This window comes from Trichocoleus sp. FACHB-262 (assembly GCF_014696035.1).
In the GTDB taxonomy this organism is placed as follows: domain Bacteria; phylum Cyanobacteriota; class Cyanobacteriia; order FACHB-46; family FACHB-46; genus Trichocoleus.
This window is the reverse complement of record NZ_JACJPK010000085.1, coordinates 167,920-183,899: the sequence shown is the minus strand read 5'-3', so window position 1 is coordinate 183,899 and position 15,980 is coordinate 167,920. Positions and strand designations below refer to the sequence as shown.

At 49.4% G+C, this 15,980-nt stretch carries 10 protein-coding genes; 8 read left to right on the top strand and 2 right to left on the bottom strand.

Annotated elements, in window-relative coordinates; genetic code table 11:
- Window positions 1–10: 10 nt before the first annotated feature.
- From H6F68_RS17490 to H6F68_RS17475, 4 genes are all read left to right on the top strand, one after another.
- The gene (locus tag H6F68_RS17490) at window positions 11–1,444 is read left to right on the top strand and encodes a serine/threonine-protein kinase (protein WP_190560951.1); all 1,434 of its coding nucleotides are present in this window, start codon (window positions 11–13) and stop codon (window positions 1,442–1,444) included.
- 9 nt (window positions 1,445–1,453) lie between these two features.
- Window positions 1,454–2,530: a PstS family phosphate ABC transporter substrate-binding protein gene (locus H6F68_RS17485; RefSeq protein ID WP_190560949.1), complete on the top strand. Its 1,077-nt coding sequence runs from the start codon at window positions 1,454–1,456 to the stop codon at window positions 2,528–2,530.
- 6 nt (window positions 2,531–2,536) lie between these two features.
- Complete coding sequence (locus H6F68_RS17480) at window positions 2,537–3,955, top strand: ABC transporter substrate-binding protein (RefSeq protein WP_190560947.1); 1,419 nt, start codon at window positions 2,537–2,539, stop codon at window positions 3,953–3,955.
- A gap of 572 nt (window positions 3,956–4,527) precedes the next feature.
- The gene (locus H6F68_RS17475) at window positions 4,528–7,218 is read left to right on the top strand and encodes a GAF domain-containing protein (protein WP_190560945.1); all 2,691 of its coding nucleotides are present in this window, start codon (window positions 4,528–4,530) and stop codon (window positions 7,216–7,218) included.
- A gap of 115 nt (window positions 7,219–7,333) precedes the next feature.
- On the opposite strand, the gene H6F68_RS17470 is transcribed toward H6F68_RS17475, so the two are convergent.
- Window positions 7,334–8,017 carry a Crp/Fnr family transcriptional regulator gene (locus H6F68_RS17470; protein ID WP_190560943.1) on the bottom strand — a complete coding sequence of 228 codons (684 nt, stop codon included), beginning with the start codon at window positions 8,015–8,017 and terminating at the stop codon, window positions 7,334–7,336.
- A gap of 459 nt (window positions 8,018–8,476) precedes the next feature.
- Between H6F68_RS17470 and H6F68_RS17465 the strand changes: the two genes are divergently transcribed.
- Window positions 8,477–9,340, top strand: a complete 864-nt coding sequence (locus H6F68_RS17465; protein ID WP_190560941.1) for a DALR anticodon-binding domain-containing protein — start codon at window positions 8,477–8,479, stop codon at window positions 9,338–9,340.
- Window positions 9,341–9,618: 278 nt separating this feature from the next.
- Here the strand turns inward: H6F68_RS17465 and H6F68_RS17460 are convergent, their stop codons facing one another.
- Entirely contained in the window at window positions 9,619–10,491 is an 873-nt protein-coding gene (locus H6F68_RS17460; RefSeq protein WP_190560939.1) for a Cof-type HAD-IIB family hydrolase, read from the bottom strand.
- 188 nt (window positions 10,492–10,679) lie between these two features.
- Between H6F68_RS17460 and H6F68_RS17455 the strand changes: the two genes are divergently transcribed.
- The 3 genes from H6F68_RS17455 to polA all read left to right on the top strand — a co-directional run bounded on the left by H6F68_RS17455 (window position 10,680) and on the right by polA (window position 15,962).
- Window positions 10,680–11,891, top strand: coding sequence for a chromate transporter (locus tag H6F68_RS17455; protein WP_190560937.1), 1,212 nt, complete (start codon window positions 10,680–10,682; stop codon window positions 11,889–11,891).
- Window positions 11,892–11,979: 88 nt separating this feature from the next.
- Window positions 11,980–12,924, top strand: coding sequence for a cation diffusion facilitator family transporter (locus H6F68_RS17450; protein WP_190560935.1), 945 nt, complete (start codon window positions 11,980–11,982; stop codon window positions 12,922–12,924).
- A gap of 38 nt (window positions 12,925–12,962) precedes the next feature.
- Complete coding sequence (gene polA, locus H6F68_RS17445) at window positions 12,963–15,962, top strand: DNA polymerase I (protein WP_190560933.1); 3,000 nt, start codon at window positions 12,963–12,965, stop codon at window positions 15,960–15,962.
- Window positions 15,963–15,980: the final 18 nt, after the last annotated feature.

The following is a 15,980-nucleotide window of genomic DNA, read 5'->3' as shown; positions in this document are numbered from 1 at the left end:
CTGAAAGCTCATGGATCTTTACTGCACCCGTCCAGGCTGCCTAAGACCGCAAAATTCGTTTGCTGATTTAGATAACACCCAAGTCTTGAAAACAGTGCCACAAAAGTATTGCACCACTTGTGGCATGTCTTTAATTCTGCTGGGCCGCTACTTGCCACTGAAGCTGCTAGGTAAGGGTGGCTTTGGGGCTGCATTTCTGGCTCGCGATCGCTACACCCCAGCAATGCGCCAATGCGTGGTTAAGCAGTTTCAGCCGTCAGGTGACTTGAGTGCTGATCAGATTGAAGTAGCTAAAAATCTTTTTGAGCGTGAGGCTGAAGTTCTAGAGCAACTAGGCAACAACCACCCCCAGATTCCTGATCTATTTGCTTTTTTCTCCTTGACGGTGCCGAGTCGCACTTCTAATAAGCAAGACGAATTTTTCTACTTGGTGCAGGAGTTTATAGACGGCCAGAATATGGAGGAGGAGCTAGCTCAGAAGGGGCAGCTTTCCCAGGATGAGGTGGTGGAAGTTCTGGTGGAAGTCCTGAAGATTTTGCGGTTTGTGCATGACAATCATTCGATCCATCGCGACATTAAACCCTCCAACATCATGAGGCACCGCAATAGTCGTATTTATTTGCTAGACTTTGGCGCGGTCAAGAAGGCGGCAGGCGCTACCTCAAAATCCTCAACTGGAATCTACTCCACTGGCTATGCCCCACCCGAACAAACCTCCGGCGGCCAAGTCTACCCCGCTACAGATTTATACGCCCTTGCGGTCACTTGTATTCATTTATTGACAGGCAAAGAACCTGGTGACCTCTTTGACTCTTACAGCAATTCCTGGAATTGGCGATCGCAGGTAACGCTTAGCGATCACCTGGCTGATGTTTTAGATCGGATGCTCTTAGCCACACCAAGCCAGCGCTTCCAATCTGTAGCCGAGGTGACGGCAGCACTGGCACCAAGGGCTACCCCGTCAGTTTCTCCCCCGCCGCCTGTTTCTCCAGGTACCGCAGCAACTCCCCCGCCGCCTGTTCCTGTTTCCACTTCCCCAACTCCTCCGCCACCACCTGTTGTTAGTCCTCCTGCCCCACCCTCGATGACTCGGCCTCGCTTCTCCACGCTGGAACTACTAGGTGGCGCGGCATTTACAGGGTTTGAGGGAGGACTAATTGCGATCGCTTTGACTAGCCTGCTGCAACCGATCTGGCTGGGGGCGGGCGTTTCGCTGTTAGTTTTGAGTGTCTTGGTGTGGGCTCAATCTCGGCGCGTGATCGAAAAGGTGGATCTGGTAATTATTACCGGAATCACGCTGGGTCTAATGTATCTGCTTAGGGGGTTTTGGACTCTGACGTTCTTCCCCAACATTTTAATTGTCGTGACCTTTGCTGGACTGATCGCGATCGCAGTGGCCGCTCTATTTCGTCTGGTTTACACCCTATTGTCTCGTTTTCTGTAGGCAGGATTCATGGCTCAGAAAAATGAAACGGCTACACTCGTCTTGGCGCTTTTAATTACCCTTGGTTTAGTCGGTGGGGGTACTGTGTGGCTCATGAGACGCTCTGGCGCTCCATTAGGTGGGTTGCTACAGCCAACGTCACAAAAGAATTCCAACTCACGTAGTGACTTGCCACCAGCCGTTGCTAGCCAGCCAGGAAGCAAACTTCAAGGCTTTGCAGACGTTCAAAATATACCCTCTGGGTCTTTTAAGTACGGGGGCAGCACTTCGTGGGCTCCTCTGCGTTTAACCGTTGACTCCGCAGTTCAAGCAGCCAGACCTGAATTCCAATTACGCTACTTAGGGCCTGACTCAGGTTCCGCCAGTTCTGGCAGTGGCATTCGCATGCTGATCAACGATCGCTTGGCCTTTGCTCAGTCTTCTCGACCGATTTTGGAATCGGAGGCAAATAAGGCAGAGCAACAAGGGAAAGAACTCAAGCAGATCCCAGTTGCGATCGATGGGATTGCCGTTGCGGTGAATCCAGGACTCAACTTGCCAGGGCTAACACTGGCGCAACTCAAAGCCATTTACACAGGCCAAACTACCAATTGGAATCAGGTGGGAGGCCCTAACCTTAGTATCACACCATACACCCGCCCCACGAATTCCGGTGGTACAGTTGAACTGTTTGTCGAAGATGTGTTGGGAGGGCAAACGTTCGGCCCTACTGTAGAATTTGTTTCTACGACCACACAAGCGATTCGCAAGTTGGCAGAAGATCCTGGGGGAGTGTACTTTGCTTCCGCTCCTGAAGTAGTGCCCCAATGCACAATTAAGCCTTTACCTTTGTCTCGTCAGGGCAGCAGCTTCATCGCTCCCTATCAAGAGCCACTGGTTACCTCCTCGCAATGCCCCGCCCAGAGAAATCGACTGAACACAGATGGATTTCAACAAGGACAGTATCCTTTGATCCGAAATTTGTACGTGGTGATTCAACAAAATGGTCAAGCTGAAGAAAAAGCAGGCGAGGCTTATGCCAATTTTTTATTGACAGAAGAAGGCCAAAATCTAATTGCTAGAGCAGGTTTTGTCAGAATTCGCTAAGCCGCTATGTCACCCAAAAATGAAACTGCTGTTCTTGCTGCCTCATTGTTAATCACTCTAGGTCTTCTAGGGGCTGGTGCTTGGTGGATGACGCATCGCACCCCTGGTTCTGGCATCAGCACGCTGCTCAATCCTAAAGCGGGTGAGTCTCCTGATGCCAAACTGGATTCCCAGCAACCCATCATTAGTTTTGGGGAACAGACGCTGAGCCCAGGAGCGCCCAGCCCCCGCAAAGAGAACGGCATGAAAGCCCTTGCGCAGGAAAGCTATGACCAAGCGATTGGTAGTTTTACGGCGGCTTTGAAAGAGCAGCGCAATGACCCCGAGACTTTGATTTTTCTGAATAATGCTCGTGTTGGTCAGCGCAAAAGCTATGCGATCGCAGTTGTAGCTCCTGTGAACACGGACCTAAATGGAGCTTTAGAAATTTTTCGCGGGGTGGCTCAAGCGCAAACTGAAATTAATCAGGCTGGAGGCATTAACGGCACATTGCTCAGGGTCGCGATCGCCAATGACGACAACAATCCAGAGCTTGCCAAGCGAGTTGCTACAGCCTTAGTAGAAAACAATCAAATCTTAGGGGTGGTAGGTCACTTTGCTAGTGACACTTCATTAGCAGCAGGCTCAGTTTACGAAGCTGAAGAGCTGGTAGCCATTTCTCCTGTTAGCACTTCTGTAAAACTATCAGGCTTTAGCAATTACGTTTTTCGCACTGTCCCTAGCGACTATGTGGCAGCCAGAGCATTAGCAGATTACATGCTGAGCAAGTTACAGCAAAAGAATGCCGCTGTTTTCTTCAATTCTCAGAGTAATTACAGCAAATCTCTCAAATCTGAATTTGTCAGCTCGGTTCTGACACGAGGCGGACAAGTAACCGCAGAATTTGATCTGGCTGAGGCCAACTTTAGTGCGGCCAAAAGTATTGAGCAAGCCGTGAAGCAAAATGCTGAAGTGCTCATGTTAGCCGCTACGACCGATAGCCTAGACAGAGCGCTCCAAGTTGTTCAGCTCAATCGCAAACGCCTTGATGTTTTAGGTGGTGATGATGTTTACACCCCTAAAACCTTAGAAATCGGGGGCGATGCCGCCGCAGAAATGGTCTTGGCTGTGCCGTGGCATATTAATACTGATCCAACTTCTCCCTTTCCCCAGGAATCTCAAAAACTGTGGGGTGGTGATGTCAACTGGCGGACCGCCCTCGCTTATGATGCGACGCAAGCACTCTTTGCAGCCTTAAGGCAAAGCCCAACCCGAGCAGGCATCCAACAGGTGTTATCTAGTGCCGACTTCTCTACCACAGGCGCTTCAGGCACCATTCGATTTCTGCCTTCTGGCGATCGCAATGCTTCGGTCCAACTCGTCAAAATTGCCCCCGGCTTGCGATCGGGAACGGGTTATGATTTTGTCCCTGTGCCATCACAGTAGTTGCCCACTCACTTCCCGCAGTAATATTCCACCCCACTAATTTTGGCTTCGCCTGCCTAGGAGCACCCTAAGTTTAATCTGGCGAAGTAATATAGCAATCCAAATGGGTTGTGCCTGTTATAGCAAGCAATTAATTTTGATTTCACTGTCAATTCAGCGAAATCAACTGGATTTACACTGATATTTTCCAGCTTAACTAAAGATATACTGCTGTGGCAATCAGTACGAGATAATACTAAAACTGGACTTTGTCGCCTGCCAATTAACTTAGTAAATAAGTTAACAATATTAATCATTTTATTCTTGTATAGCAGTTTCCAAGAATTTGGGAATAAATAGGATTTGGGACAGATATATCCTTTGGGCGCATCACTCATTCACTACTTTAGGATAGCTATATATTTTTTTATTGAAGAACTAGTTAAAGTTCGGATTGAACAAAAAATTATTCCTACACTAGAATGAGTGGACTTCACCACTCTCAAGCCATCCTTACTAAATCCACTGCTTTCGCAGAGAATTAAAATAACAAGAGCTTGAAACAATAATTTTACAGCTTAGCTTTGCTGCCGATGGATAGTATAAATCAGCTACTAGAAAATGCGCCAATTGGCATTCTCTATGAAAGTTTAGAAGGTGGTATTTTAAGAGCCAATTCAGCTTTTTGTCGCTTGATTGGTTATAGCGAAGCTGAACTAAGACGGCTGGATTATCGTAGCATTACTCATCCAGAAGATTTACCCTTAGAACTTGATTTACTACAACAAATTATTCAAGGCCAGCCAAGTGAAACAACAGTAAAAAAACGCTTTTTCTCTCGGGATAGCTCAATTATTTGGGCAGAAGTGAAACTGGCTTTAGTTGGTGAGCCAGTAGATGAAGACAGTTACCTGATAATTTTTGTCACAGACCTGAGCGATCGCCAGCGTGTAGCGGAAGAAATTCAACAGCGACGAGAACGCGAGGCTTTATTAAGTGACATTTCGGCCCAAATTCGCACTACGTTTGATTTCTCAGCGATCGTCCAGCTTGCCGTAGTCCGACTACAACAGGCCCTAGACACAGATCGCGTCTTAGCATATCAGTTGCTACCGGATCAAAGTGGCACCTGTATTGCCGAGTCAGTTAGCTTGTGCTATCCAGCGATGCTGGGGCAAAGTTTTCCAGCGGAGTGCATCCCTCCGCCTTATATAGAGGCATACCGTCTAGGCAAGCTTTGGTGCGTAGCCAATGTAGAGCAAGAACCCTTGGCAGACTGCCACCGAGCCATGCTCAAACAAGTGCAGACTCGCAGCATGATTGCCGTTTCTATTCAACGCATTCAGGAAACAGTAGATCCACAAAAGCGGACCTTGTGGGGCTTGCTGGTCGTCCACCACTGTCGAACTCCGCGAAACTGGACGACCGATGAGCAGCAATTAGTTCAAGCGGTCGCCGACCAAGTCACGATCGCGCTAGAGCAAGCTAGCTTACTGCAACAGTTGCAAACCTATGCTCAAGAATTAGAAGATCACGTCAACCAACGCACTCGATCTCTAGAGCGATCGCTGCAATTTGAGCAACTCATCCGCAGCTTAACCGAAACCCTCCGCAAAGACTTATCAGAAGATCAAGTCCTCAAAGCCGCTGTAGAAGGGTTAGTCGAAACTTTAGCGATCGATGGCTGTTATGCCAGCCTGTTTCACCCCCGTCAGCGATCGCTAGAAGTTCGCTATGAACACTCCTCCCCTCCCTCAGATCAATCCTTAGTCGGTCAGCGCTTTGCAATCCAAAGTTGGCCAGAACCATGCCGTCAAAAGCTCTTAGCGGGCGAAGCCTGTATTCATGAAGTTTCTTGGGCATCCCTTCGAGAGTTACCTTTACCCATATTGGTTCGCTGCGATCGCGCTGGATCATCGCCGTTAAACTCTGACTCCACAGTGATTACCCAACTGATTAGCCCCATCCTGGATAATCAAGGTTTGATTGGAGCCTTATGTGTCTACCACACTCAACCCCGCCACTTTGAGCCAGCCGAAATCAAGCTGATAGAGCAGGTAGCCAATCAATGCGCGATCGCCTTACGCCAAGCTTATTTGTATCGCCAAGAACATGAGCAACGCGCTAGCGCTGAGCATTTCCGTTTATTTCTAGAAAAATCGATTGATATCTTTGTCGAATACGACCAAGAGCAGCGGTATATAGCCATCAATTCCGCTGGCCTCGCCTTGTTGGGATACCCGCTACCCGAAGTTTTGGGTAAAACCAACCGAGAGCTGCTAGGTTCCTCCGGGCAGGAGCTTGATCAACTCATTGCCCAAGCCTTCAAAACTGGAGAACCCGTTTTCGTCGATCACGAGCTCTCTCTACCATCAGGCACCAGACTATTTGAAACCATCTATACACCCATCGCTGATCCAGCCGGAGTTGTGCAGCGAGTCGTGGGAGTCTGTCGAGACATCAGCGATTTTAGAAGACAGTGGCAACTCTTAGAAACTCAAAATCATCAACTCACTGAAACAACTCGGCTAAAAGAAGAATTCATTGCGACTACTAGCCATGAATTGCGGACCCCTCTGACCGCGATTTTGGGGTTCTCCAACGTTCTATTGCAAGAATTTTTTGGCCAGCTTAATCCCAAACAAAAAGACTACATCGAGCGCATCCACCTGAGCGGACAGCACCTGCTCGACTTAATTAATGACATTTTGGATTTGTCACGCTTAGAGGCCGATCGCCTAGAACTCGAACCTCAGCAGATTTTCATCAACGATATTTGTGAAAGCGTTATCAGTTTGATTCAAGAGCATGTCGAGAATCAAAATCTGCGCTTAGAAATGGAAGTTGAGCCAGAACTAGAATATATCGTGGCTGATCCTAGACGCCTCAAACAGATGTTGCTTAACCTACTGACCAATGCCGTGAAGTTCACTCCAGCGGGATCAGTGGGAATGAAAGTCTATCGCTCTCACCAGCGACAATCCGATAGTATCCCAGATACCGTTAATTTTCTGGTGTGGGACACAGGAATTGGCATCGCCAAAGCTGAGCAAGATCTACTATTTACACCATTCTCACAAATTGACAACTCTCTGTCTCGGCAACACCAAGGCAGCGGACTAGGGCTGGTAATTACCCGCAAGTTGGCAGAACTCCATGGCGGCTCCATTACACTGGACTCTGAGAGTGGGAACGGGTCGCGCTTTATCCTGTCCTTGCCACTACAACAGTCTTCGCAGCCCTTGCTAGGCTTGAATTACATAGCCATAAAGCCCATGACTTAGCATGACCGCATTGGGATCAAACTACAACTGGTATGAGCGACTAGCTAGCGCCAACTGAGCTAGTTAGCCCTCATACTCAGCAGCCTAAGAACAGATGTCAACAGAAATAATAGTTTTAGCGATGCGCGATCGACTCGGCAGGCAAGCACAGCAGATTATCGCCTTGGGTGTAGATCAAGCCCTTCTGTCGCAGCTTACCCATCAAGCGGGTTACCGTGACGCGAGTAGATCCGATCGCACTCCCAATCTGAGCATGGGTAAGAGACCAAGGAAGGAAATAACCGTTTTCGCAGGGTTCACCAAACTCTTCAATTAGCAAAGTCAGAAACCCTAACAAACGGTCAATGGTCCGACGCTGGCCCAAAGTACTTAACCACAACAATTTGCGTTGGTGTTGGTAGCGGAAGGCGTCTAGCACTTCTCGGCGAAAATGTGGCCAATTATCTAGATCGTGCCAATACATCCAAACCACCGAGGTTTGGTCTACGTGAGCATAGCTTTGCAGTGTGAATGGAGACTGAGCTACAATCTCAAATGGTTGTCCTGCACCCACAAAACCTAGAAAAGCTTCTTCTGGACTAATGCGGGGAAGGCGCGAATTGCCTGTGGCGCTGACTTGGGCGCTTCCCACCAGGCGAACAGAGCCCTTTTGTACTAGATACAGTAAACCAGGACGAGCAGGGATTTTCTCGTCTTTGCTGAAGACACGACAGCGGTAGTGCTCCTGAGACCAATCCAAGATGCGCTGCCAGGTTAGGAAAGGTCGAGATGCTTCTGAAGGTGGGGATACTGAGTACATAAGACCAGGCTTTTAGAAACTAAACAGATAAGGACCTAAGACAGCAAACTTGTTAAGGGGGCACGGATGATTAAGCTCAAATCAACTCCTCAGGCCAGGTCAATTTTATACAGCTAGCTCGGCTTGACTCTCTTCAGTGTTTCTATCTCTGTACTAACAATCGTACATGAAGAAATGTATAAACACGGAGAAGGCCGAATGCCATGGACTCTCATTTCTTAAGAAAGTTCCAACGATCTGCTGACCTATTAGCCTAAAGTGAGCAGGTTAAACCTGGTTATCCTCGTACCATACGTGAGTAAGAGTTTACCGATCGTTACCTACCCTGCGCTGCAATTATTGTTACTGAGGCAGTTACAAGAGGTAATCTGCCTACGGAGTGATGTTTTCCCAAAAGTTTGCTCTTCAACAACACCAACGATAGAACCCAGCCTGCTACCAAATGGAGAGCTAAAACTGGTGATTTCTGCACAACGAGTCAAGGGAAAAATGCCGATTTTGTACAGTTCGGCGATCGCTTTACAACTCGCCAAGCATTGCCAGAAGCCAGCTATAGAGCTTGCGAGGCTAATCACTGAGCACTTTTCCCAAGCAGCGATCGCTCAAAATTTACCTGGTAACCCTCCCTTAACAAGCGTGAGTTTTGGCTTAAGGAATTTTACGGTGAAGCTTGAACCGTCTGGTTGGCTTTATTTTGAACTGATACCTCAAGGCTTGGCTGATTGGCTACAGTGCAGGACGTATCATTTCGTCCCGCAATTGCAACAGTCAGTTGAGGGGGTTGGTCAAAAATTGAGCCCAGTAGTAGTTCCACAAAAGTCATCAAAGGTTAATCAAGGTCATATTTTTGACCCATTTGTAGTTCAGTATGCTCACGCTCGCTGTTACGCTTTGCTACGTTTAGCCCGGGAGCAGGGATTACTAGCTGAGGAGCCTGTCAATATAAATAGCTTGACTCCAAGCGCGATCGCGGCCCCAGCGATTCCTTGGTTAAACCTACAGAGTGAACTACGTTTAGTGCACCCCGCTGAACAAAGTTTGATTTTTGCCCTGATTGACACAGTCGATGAGTTACAGAGCCTGTTAGTCGCAGCGATCGCGTTGCCTTTAGAGCCCAAAGAGTACCGCATGGTTGAGCGATTAGTCGCAGCCTTGGCTAAAGCGTTTTTAAGTTTCTACGATGCTTGCCGCTTTTGGGGGGATGTTCAGCAGAGCGATCAAGCTTTGGTGCAAGCGCGGCTAGGTTTAGTCTTGGCGACTCAGCCTCTCTTGCAAGTACTAATACAAGAGGTGTTGGGCTTAGTAGCCCCTACCGAACTATAGAAGTACGATCGGCGCTAAGTCAGCACTAAGACAGAATTTTGGCTCAAAAGCGGTTGGCTAAAGCGCCCAGGCCCTAGAGCCATTACCATAAAACTTTCATATTGTGGCTACCAAATGTAGTATCTTATGAAATTTGTTTGAAGAGGGGGTGACAAAGCTGTGTCAGTCAGTTATATTAAATCTTGTGTGAGGAGCGAACCAGTCAGGGCACCGAGACGAAACACGGCCAGTCGTCGGTGCCCTTTCTGACTTTTAAACCAGTATTTCCCCCACCCGAATTACAGAACAAACTCTTCGATCGCGGCGGCAGCTCCATCCAACTCCACACTGGGAGCAACCCAACTCGCGATCGCTTTTACGTCATCTGGTGCATCTCCCATCGCCACACCAACTCCGGCGTATTCCAGCATTTCTAGATCATTAAAGTTGTCGCCTACGGTCATCACATTTTCGGCTTTAAGACCTAGCATCTCTTCGGTGAGGTATTTCACAGCAATGCCTTTATTCACTAAAGGATTAGTCGCCTCAAAGAAAGTCGCCACTGATTTGGTCAGGTAAAGTTCTGCGGGGGTGTAACGTTGGCGCAGCCCACCAAATAATTGCTCAATTACGTCTGTATCATCGCTCAAGGCCAATACCTTTGTGGGTTCATCGGTCAGCGCTCGACGCAAATCTCCCACCACAATCGGCTCTACTTCGGAGCGTTCAGCATAAATCTTGGTTTCTGGCGTTAGTTCACGAACATAGAGCTGATCATTGATATAGAAATGCACCGATAGCAGCGATCGCAACTCTGGCTGCTCGAAATAATCTAATAAATGGTGGGCTGTTTCCTTAGAGACAGGCCAATGGCGATGCGTTTGTTGAGTCGATACATCTTTAATCAAGGCTCCTTGATAAGCTAGGAGCGGCAAGTCAGAGCCAACAGCTTGGTGGAAACGCACCGCTGAACAAAACATCCGCCCTGTGGCAATGGCCACCTTCACACCCTTGGCTTGAGCGGCCCGAATCGCTTGCTTGACAGGCTCACGAACTTGGTTGGAAGTTCCAGCGATCGTGCCATCAATATCCAAAACCAATAACTGAATGTCTTTGGGCGTAACCTCGGTAGACTTTGCTGAAGCGGGTGGAGTGGCTGTAGATTCCTGCATCGTGACTTCCTCCGGTGCTAGCTGGTAAGGGCTGAACTGTTGTGTTGGTATTCAATCCTCAGGGTATCAGGCTCAGCCAACCTGCCTCCAGGTAACAGCGAAAGTGCGATCGCCCGTCTTAGATTGACGCAAATGCAGCGCTTAATCTGGCACGATCCTGATCTAACCATCAACACAGGAGAGTTGCGGTGACGCAGGAACCTGAGGAGTTTCAGGGACAGGCAGCAGAGGGCGATCGCGCTCTAACTCCGAAACAACAGCGATTAACAGAACTCGCAATCGTGTTTTTGCGGCTGGGGACGATTGCTTTTGGTGGGCCTGCTGCCCACATCGCCATGATGGACCATGAGGTGGTCAGCCGCCGTCAATGGATGAGCCGGGAGAAACTGCTCGATTTACTCGGGGTCACGAATTTGATTCCTGGTCCCAATTCGACAGAGTTAGCCATTCACATCGGTTACGAACGAGCCGGATGGCGGGGCTTATTGGTGGCAGGAACTTGCTTTATTCTGCCTGCCATGCTGATTGTCTGGGCATTGGCTGCTATTTATGCTCGCTATCAAACTGTGGCCCAGGTGTCATGGCTACTCTATGGCATCAAACCGGTCATTATTGCCATCGTGGTTCAGGCGGTGTGGAATCTGGGTAAAAAGGCAGCTAAGGACAGGCCCACGATTGTTGCAGGGGTAAGCGCGATCGCGGCTTACTTAGCGGGCTGGAACGAGATTTTGGTGCTCGTTTCGCTAGGTATTGCGGTCATGCTCGTGAAAAACGGGCTAAGTAAAGGCAAGCCTTGGGGAGCATTCTTCTTGCCGTTGTCGGGAGTCGTGCCTCAAATCAGTGCCCCTGCAACGACCGTCACCTCAGTGGGTTGGGTTAGTGTCTTTCTGTTCTTTCTCAAGCTTGGCTGTGTGCTCTATGGCAGTGGTTACGTCTTACTGGCATTTTTACAACGGGATTTAGTCGAGCGCAACCATTGGCTGACATCCCAGCAGCTTTTGGATGCCGTTGCCATTGGTCAGATTACACCAGGTCCAGTCTTCACCACGGCGACGTTCATTGGCTATCTGCTGGCAGGAAACGCCGGGGCGATCGCTGCGACTCTCGGCATTTTTTTACCTGCTTTTTTGTTGGTGTGGGTGGTTAACCCTTGGGTGACTAAGTTGCGTCAATCTCCCTACGCTAGCGGATTTCTCGATGGGGTGAATGTGGCCTCTTTGGGACTCATGGCGGGAGTGACCTATACCTTGGCACAAGCGGCATTGATGGATTGGCTCACAGTGAGCGTGGCAATTTTGAGTGCGATCGCGGTGTTTCGCTTCAAAATCAACTCTATGTGGTTAGTGCTAGCAGGAGGAGCGATCGGATTTGCTTCGCATCAACTAGGATTTATCGGCTGAGGATGCTCAAACCCCTAGAGACAGAATTTCCCTAAGTCCTTAGAATCATTCACTGAGGCAGGAATAAATTGTGATAGCCTTTGGGTCTATGGCAGAGGCATACAGTCGCCGTCGAGCGATTCATCAAGTTTTATTGGCTACTCTTTGGTTGACACTGCTAATTTTTGCAGTGAAGGTTTGGGCTGGCTGGGCAGCTAAATCCCTTAGTCTTTTAGCGGAATCGGTACACACCTTAATTAATGGTTTTAGTACGCTTCTCAGCCTCTTAGCAGTCACTTCTCCCCATCGTACTTCCGGGCGAGAAGTCTGGGGGCATGGGCGCTTAGAGTCAATCGGGGCTCTGCTCCTCGTGGCCCTACTAGGGTTTTCTAGCCTCAACTTGCTGGGTGGGGCGTTGAAACAGTTAGAAGCGTCGACGCGCAACGCCGCTGTTCCTTTTGAAGTCAGTATTAATTTGCCGCTGATTCAACTTTTGGGTGTGGCGATCGCCATTGGGATTTGTCTGGCCTTTTTCGAGCGCTACGAAGCCAGGGTGCTAGAGAGTGCGGCTCTCCGGCTGAATGCCAACCATATTTTGCAAGATGCTTGGCTGAGTGTGGTCGTGTTGATCGGCTTAGTAGGAGTCTGGCGCGGTTATGTGTGGCTCGATCCCCTGCTGGCGGTCATAGTGATCTTCGTCGCGATCCGCAGTTGCTGGCGTGTGCTGAACTGGCAGTTACCATTACTCGTGCGGCAAGTGGCGATCGCCCCGGAGATTTTGGCACAACTGGCACGGCAAGTCGAAGGCGTCACTCATTGCTACCGCATTCAGTCGCGTGGAATTGTGGGTCGGCAAGTGTTTGTTGAAATGTATTTGGTCTTGCACCCAGAATTTCTCGGAGCCGCCCGTGTGATTGCAGAACGAGTGGAGGGCACAATTCGGGAACGCTACGGCCCGGTGCAAACCATTATTCATATAGATACTGATCAATCATCGGCAGAAAATTCCTACGACTCTTTAGGGGCCAACAACACCAACGACAAACCCAGGTGAGAATCGGGTAAGGAGCGGAACTCGCTAGAATGGGATCTATGGCTCAATCTACTTCTGCTTCTGATTTGTCTACTCACAATTCCCTCCCAGAAAAGCACCCCAAGGTGATTCTGATTGATGGTCACTCTTTAGCTTTTCGCTCGTATTTTGCCTTCGCCAAAGGGCGAGATGGCGGGTTACGCACGTCCACTGGCATTCCCACGAGCGTAAGTTATGGCTTTCTCAAAGCGTTGCTAGAAGTGATGGAATCTGAGCAGCCAGATTATGTAGCGATCGCCTTTGACCTGAGCGCGCCCACGTTTCGCCACGATGCCGACGAAACCTACAAGGCAGGTCGTCCAGAAACGCCAGAAGATTTTAAGCCCGATTTGCAAAACCTGAAGGAATTGCTCCAAGCCCTCAACTTGCCTGTGGTCACTGCTCCCGGTTATGAAGCCGACGATGTGATTGGCACATTAGCGCGGCGAGCTAGTGCGGCGGGGTACCCTGTCAAAATTTTGAGTGGCGACCAAGACTTATTCCAACTGATTGATCCCGATCAAAAAATCAAGGTGTTGCATCTGGGCAATCCTTTCGCCCGTGGCACCACTGGCCACCCGAATGAATTTGGCGCTGAGCAAGTGCAAGCCAAATTGGGCGTCTTACCCAGCCAAGTTGTCGATTACAAAGCCCTCTGTGGAGATTCCTCCGATAACATCCCAGGGGTAAAGGGCATTGGCGCGAAAACTGCGGTGCAGTTGTTGAGTACCTATGGCTCTTTAGAACAGATCTATGCCTCCTTAGACGAAATCAAGGGAGCCGTAAAGCAAAAGCTGGAAGCAGGACGGGAAGAGGCGCGGCACTCGCAATGGATGGCCCAAATCCATCTGGATGTGCCCCTGGAAATCAGCTTAGAAGACTGCCAACTCAAGGGGTTCGATCGCGAAGCAGTAGTGCCATTGCTCGAAAAACTAGAGTTTCAGTCTCTGATGAAGAAGACGCTACAACTGCAAAAACTTTTTGGTGGCGCAGAGGCTGACAATGATGCCACTCCTGACTTCTCAGAAACCGACGGAGCCAAAGCTGCATCAGCGATCGCCACAGGAACTCCTAATAACCCGTTTCTCTCAGACTTTGAAAGCGAGGATCTGGCTTTCTTCAGTGCTGAGGAAACCGATGCAGCTCAGCAGCAAAAGCAAGGCCCTGCCCTAATCCACCCCCAAATCATTCAATCGTCAGAGCAGTTAGCCGAACTGGTACAGCGGTTACAAGCCTTGACCGATCCAGCGACTCCCGTGGCTTGGGATACTGAAACCAGTGACCTAGAACCACGCGACGCCGAACTAGTGGGAATCGGTTGCTGCTGGGGAGCGGGTGAAAGTGACATGGCTTATCTGCCCGTGGGACACAAAACGGGTGCCAATCTGGATAAAGCCACCGTTTTAGAAGCATTACGACCCTTCCTAGAAAGCACTAAATACCCAAAAGCACTACAAAACGCCAAATTCGATCGCCTGGTGTTCCGTTGCCAAGGCATTGAACTAGCGGGTGTAGTGTTTGACTCTATGCTGGCGAGCTACGTGCTTGACCCAGACAACAGCCATAATTTGACCGATTTAAGCCGCCGTTACCTGGGCATCACACCGCAAAGCTATACCGAGCTGGTTCCCAAAGGTCAAACGATCGCAGATATTGATATTGCGAGCGTCGCCAACTACTGTGGCATGGATGTCTATACTACGTTCCATTTGGTCGCCAAGCTGAGAGACGAGTTAGCACCCGTTCCAGAAATACACCGCTTGCTACTAGAGATTGAACAGCCCCTAGAACCCGTGTTAGCCGAGATGGAATACTGCGGGGTTCGCATCGACCAGGAATATTTGCGGGACTTTTCGCGATCGCTGGAAAAAGAGCTAGCTTTGATCGAGGCCCGAGCCTACGAAGCTGCGGGTGAGAAATTCAACCTTGGATCACCGAAGCAACTGAGTGAGCTGCTATTCGAAAAACTCGGTCTCGATCGCAAGAAATCCCGCAAAACCAAGACAGGCTACTCCACGGATGCCGCCACGCTAGAGAAGTTACAAGGCGATCACCCCGTCGTGGATGCCATGTTGGAATCTCGCACGCTGTCGAAGCTTAAGTCTACCTATGTCGATGCGCTCCCCAATCTAGTGCGGCCTGACACCCACCGAGTCCATACCAACTTTAACCAAACAGGCACCACTACGGGCCGACTTTCTTCCTCCAACCCCAACCTGCAAAACATTCCGATTCGGACTGCCTTTAGTCGGCAAATTCGCAAAGCCTTTATTCCAGAGGAAGGCTGGCTCCTCGCAGCGGCTGATTACTCCCAAATTGAGTTGCGGATTCTGGCCCATCTCAGCCAAGAACCTGTTTTGGTGGAAACCTACCGCAACAATGAGGATGTCCATACCCTCACAGCCCGGTTGTTGCTGGAAAAAGATACCATCACCTCCGAAGAACGCCGCTTGGGTAAGATCATCAATTTTGGCGTGATTTATGGCATGGGGGCACAGCGGTTTGCTCGTGAGTCCGGCGTAAAAGCCTCAGAAGCCAAGCTCTTTATCGATCGCTTTAACCAACGCTACCCGAAAGTTTTTGCCTATTTGCAAACTATGCAACAACAGGCGATCGCACGAGGCTATGTTGAAACTATTTTTGGGCGTCGGCGCTATTTCAACTTTACGAACGACAATTTATTGAAGTTGCGCGGTCGGAAACCAGAAGAGATTGATCTTGATAGCTTGCGGCCTGGTCAGTACGATGCAGGTTTGCTGCGAGCTGCCGCCAATGCCCCAATCCAAGGCTCCAGCGCCGACATCATCAAAATCGCGATGGCAAAACTGCACGAGATTCTCCGCTCTCATCAAGCCAATCTGTTACTACAAGTCCACGACGAACTGATCTTTGAACTACCTCCAGAAGAATGGGAGTCACTAAAACCTCAAATTAAATCCACTATGGAAACTGCTGTTCAACTCAGCGTGCCGCTTCTAGTGGAAATTAATGCAGGTAAGAACTGGATGGAAACCAAATAGCAAGTTAGTTTGAATTAG

Coding starts and splice junctions, on each gene's coding strand:
- H6F68_RS17490 (WP_190560951.1), top strand. CDS start 11: ATGGATCTTTACTGCACCCGTCCAGGCTGCCTAAGACCGCAAAATTCG.
- polA (WP_190560933.1), top strand. CDS start 12,963: ATGGCTCAATCTACTTCTGCTTCTGATTTGTCTACTCACAATTCCCTC.
- H6F68_RS17450 (WP_190560935.1), top strand. CDS start 11,980: ATGGCAGAGGCATACAGTCGCCGTCGAGCGATTCATCAAGTTTTATTG.
- H6F68_RS17485 (WP_190560949.1), top strand. CDS start 1,454: ATGGCTCAGAAAAATGAAACGGCTACACTCGTCTTGGCGCTTTTAATT.
- H6F68_RS17470 (WP_190560943.1), bottom strand. CDS start 8,017: ATGTACTCAGTATCCCCACCTTCAGAAGCATCTCGACCTTTCCTAACC.
- H6F68_RS17460 (WP_190560939.1), bottom strand. CDS start 10,491: ATGCAGGAATCTACAGCCACTCCACCCGCTTCAGCAAAGTCTACCGAG.
- H6F68_RS17475 (WP_190560945.1), top strand. CDS start 4,528: ATGGATAGTATAAATCAGCTACTAGAAAATGCGCCAATTGGCATTCTC.
- H6F68_RS17480 (WP_190560947.1), top strand. CDS start 2,537: ATGTCACCCAAAAATGAAACTGCTGTTCTTGCTGCCTCATTGTTAATC.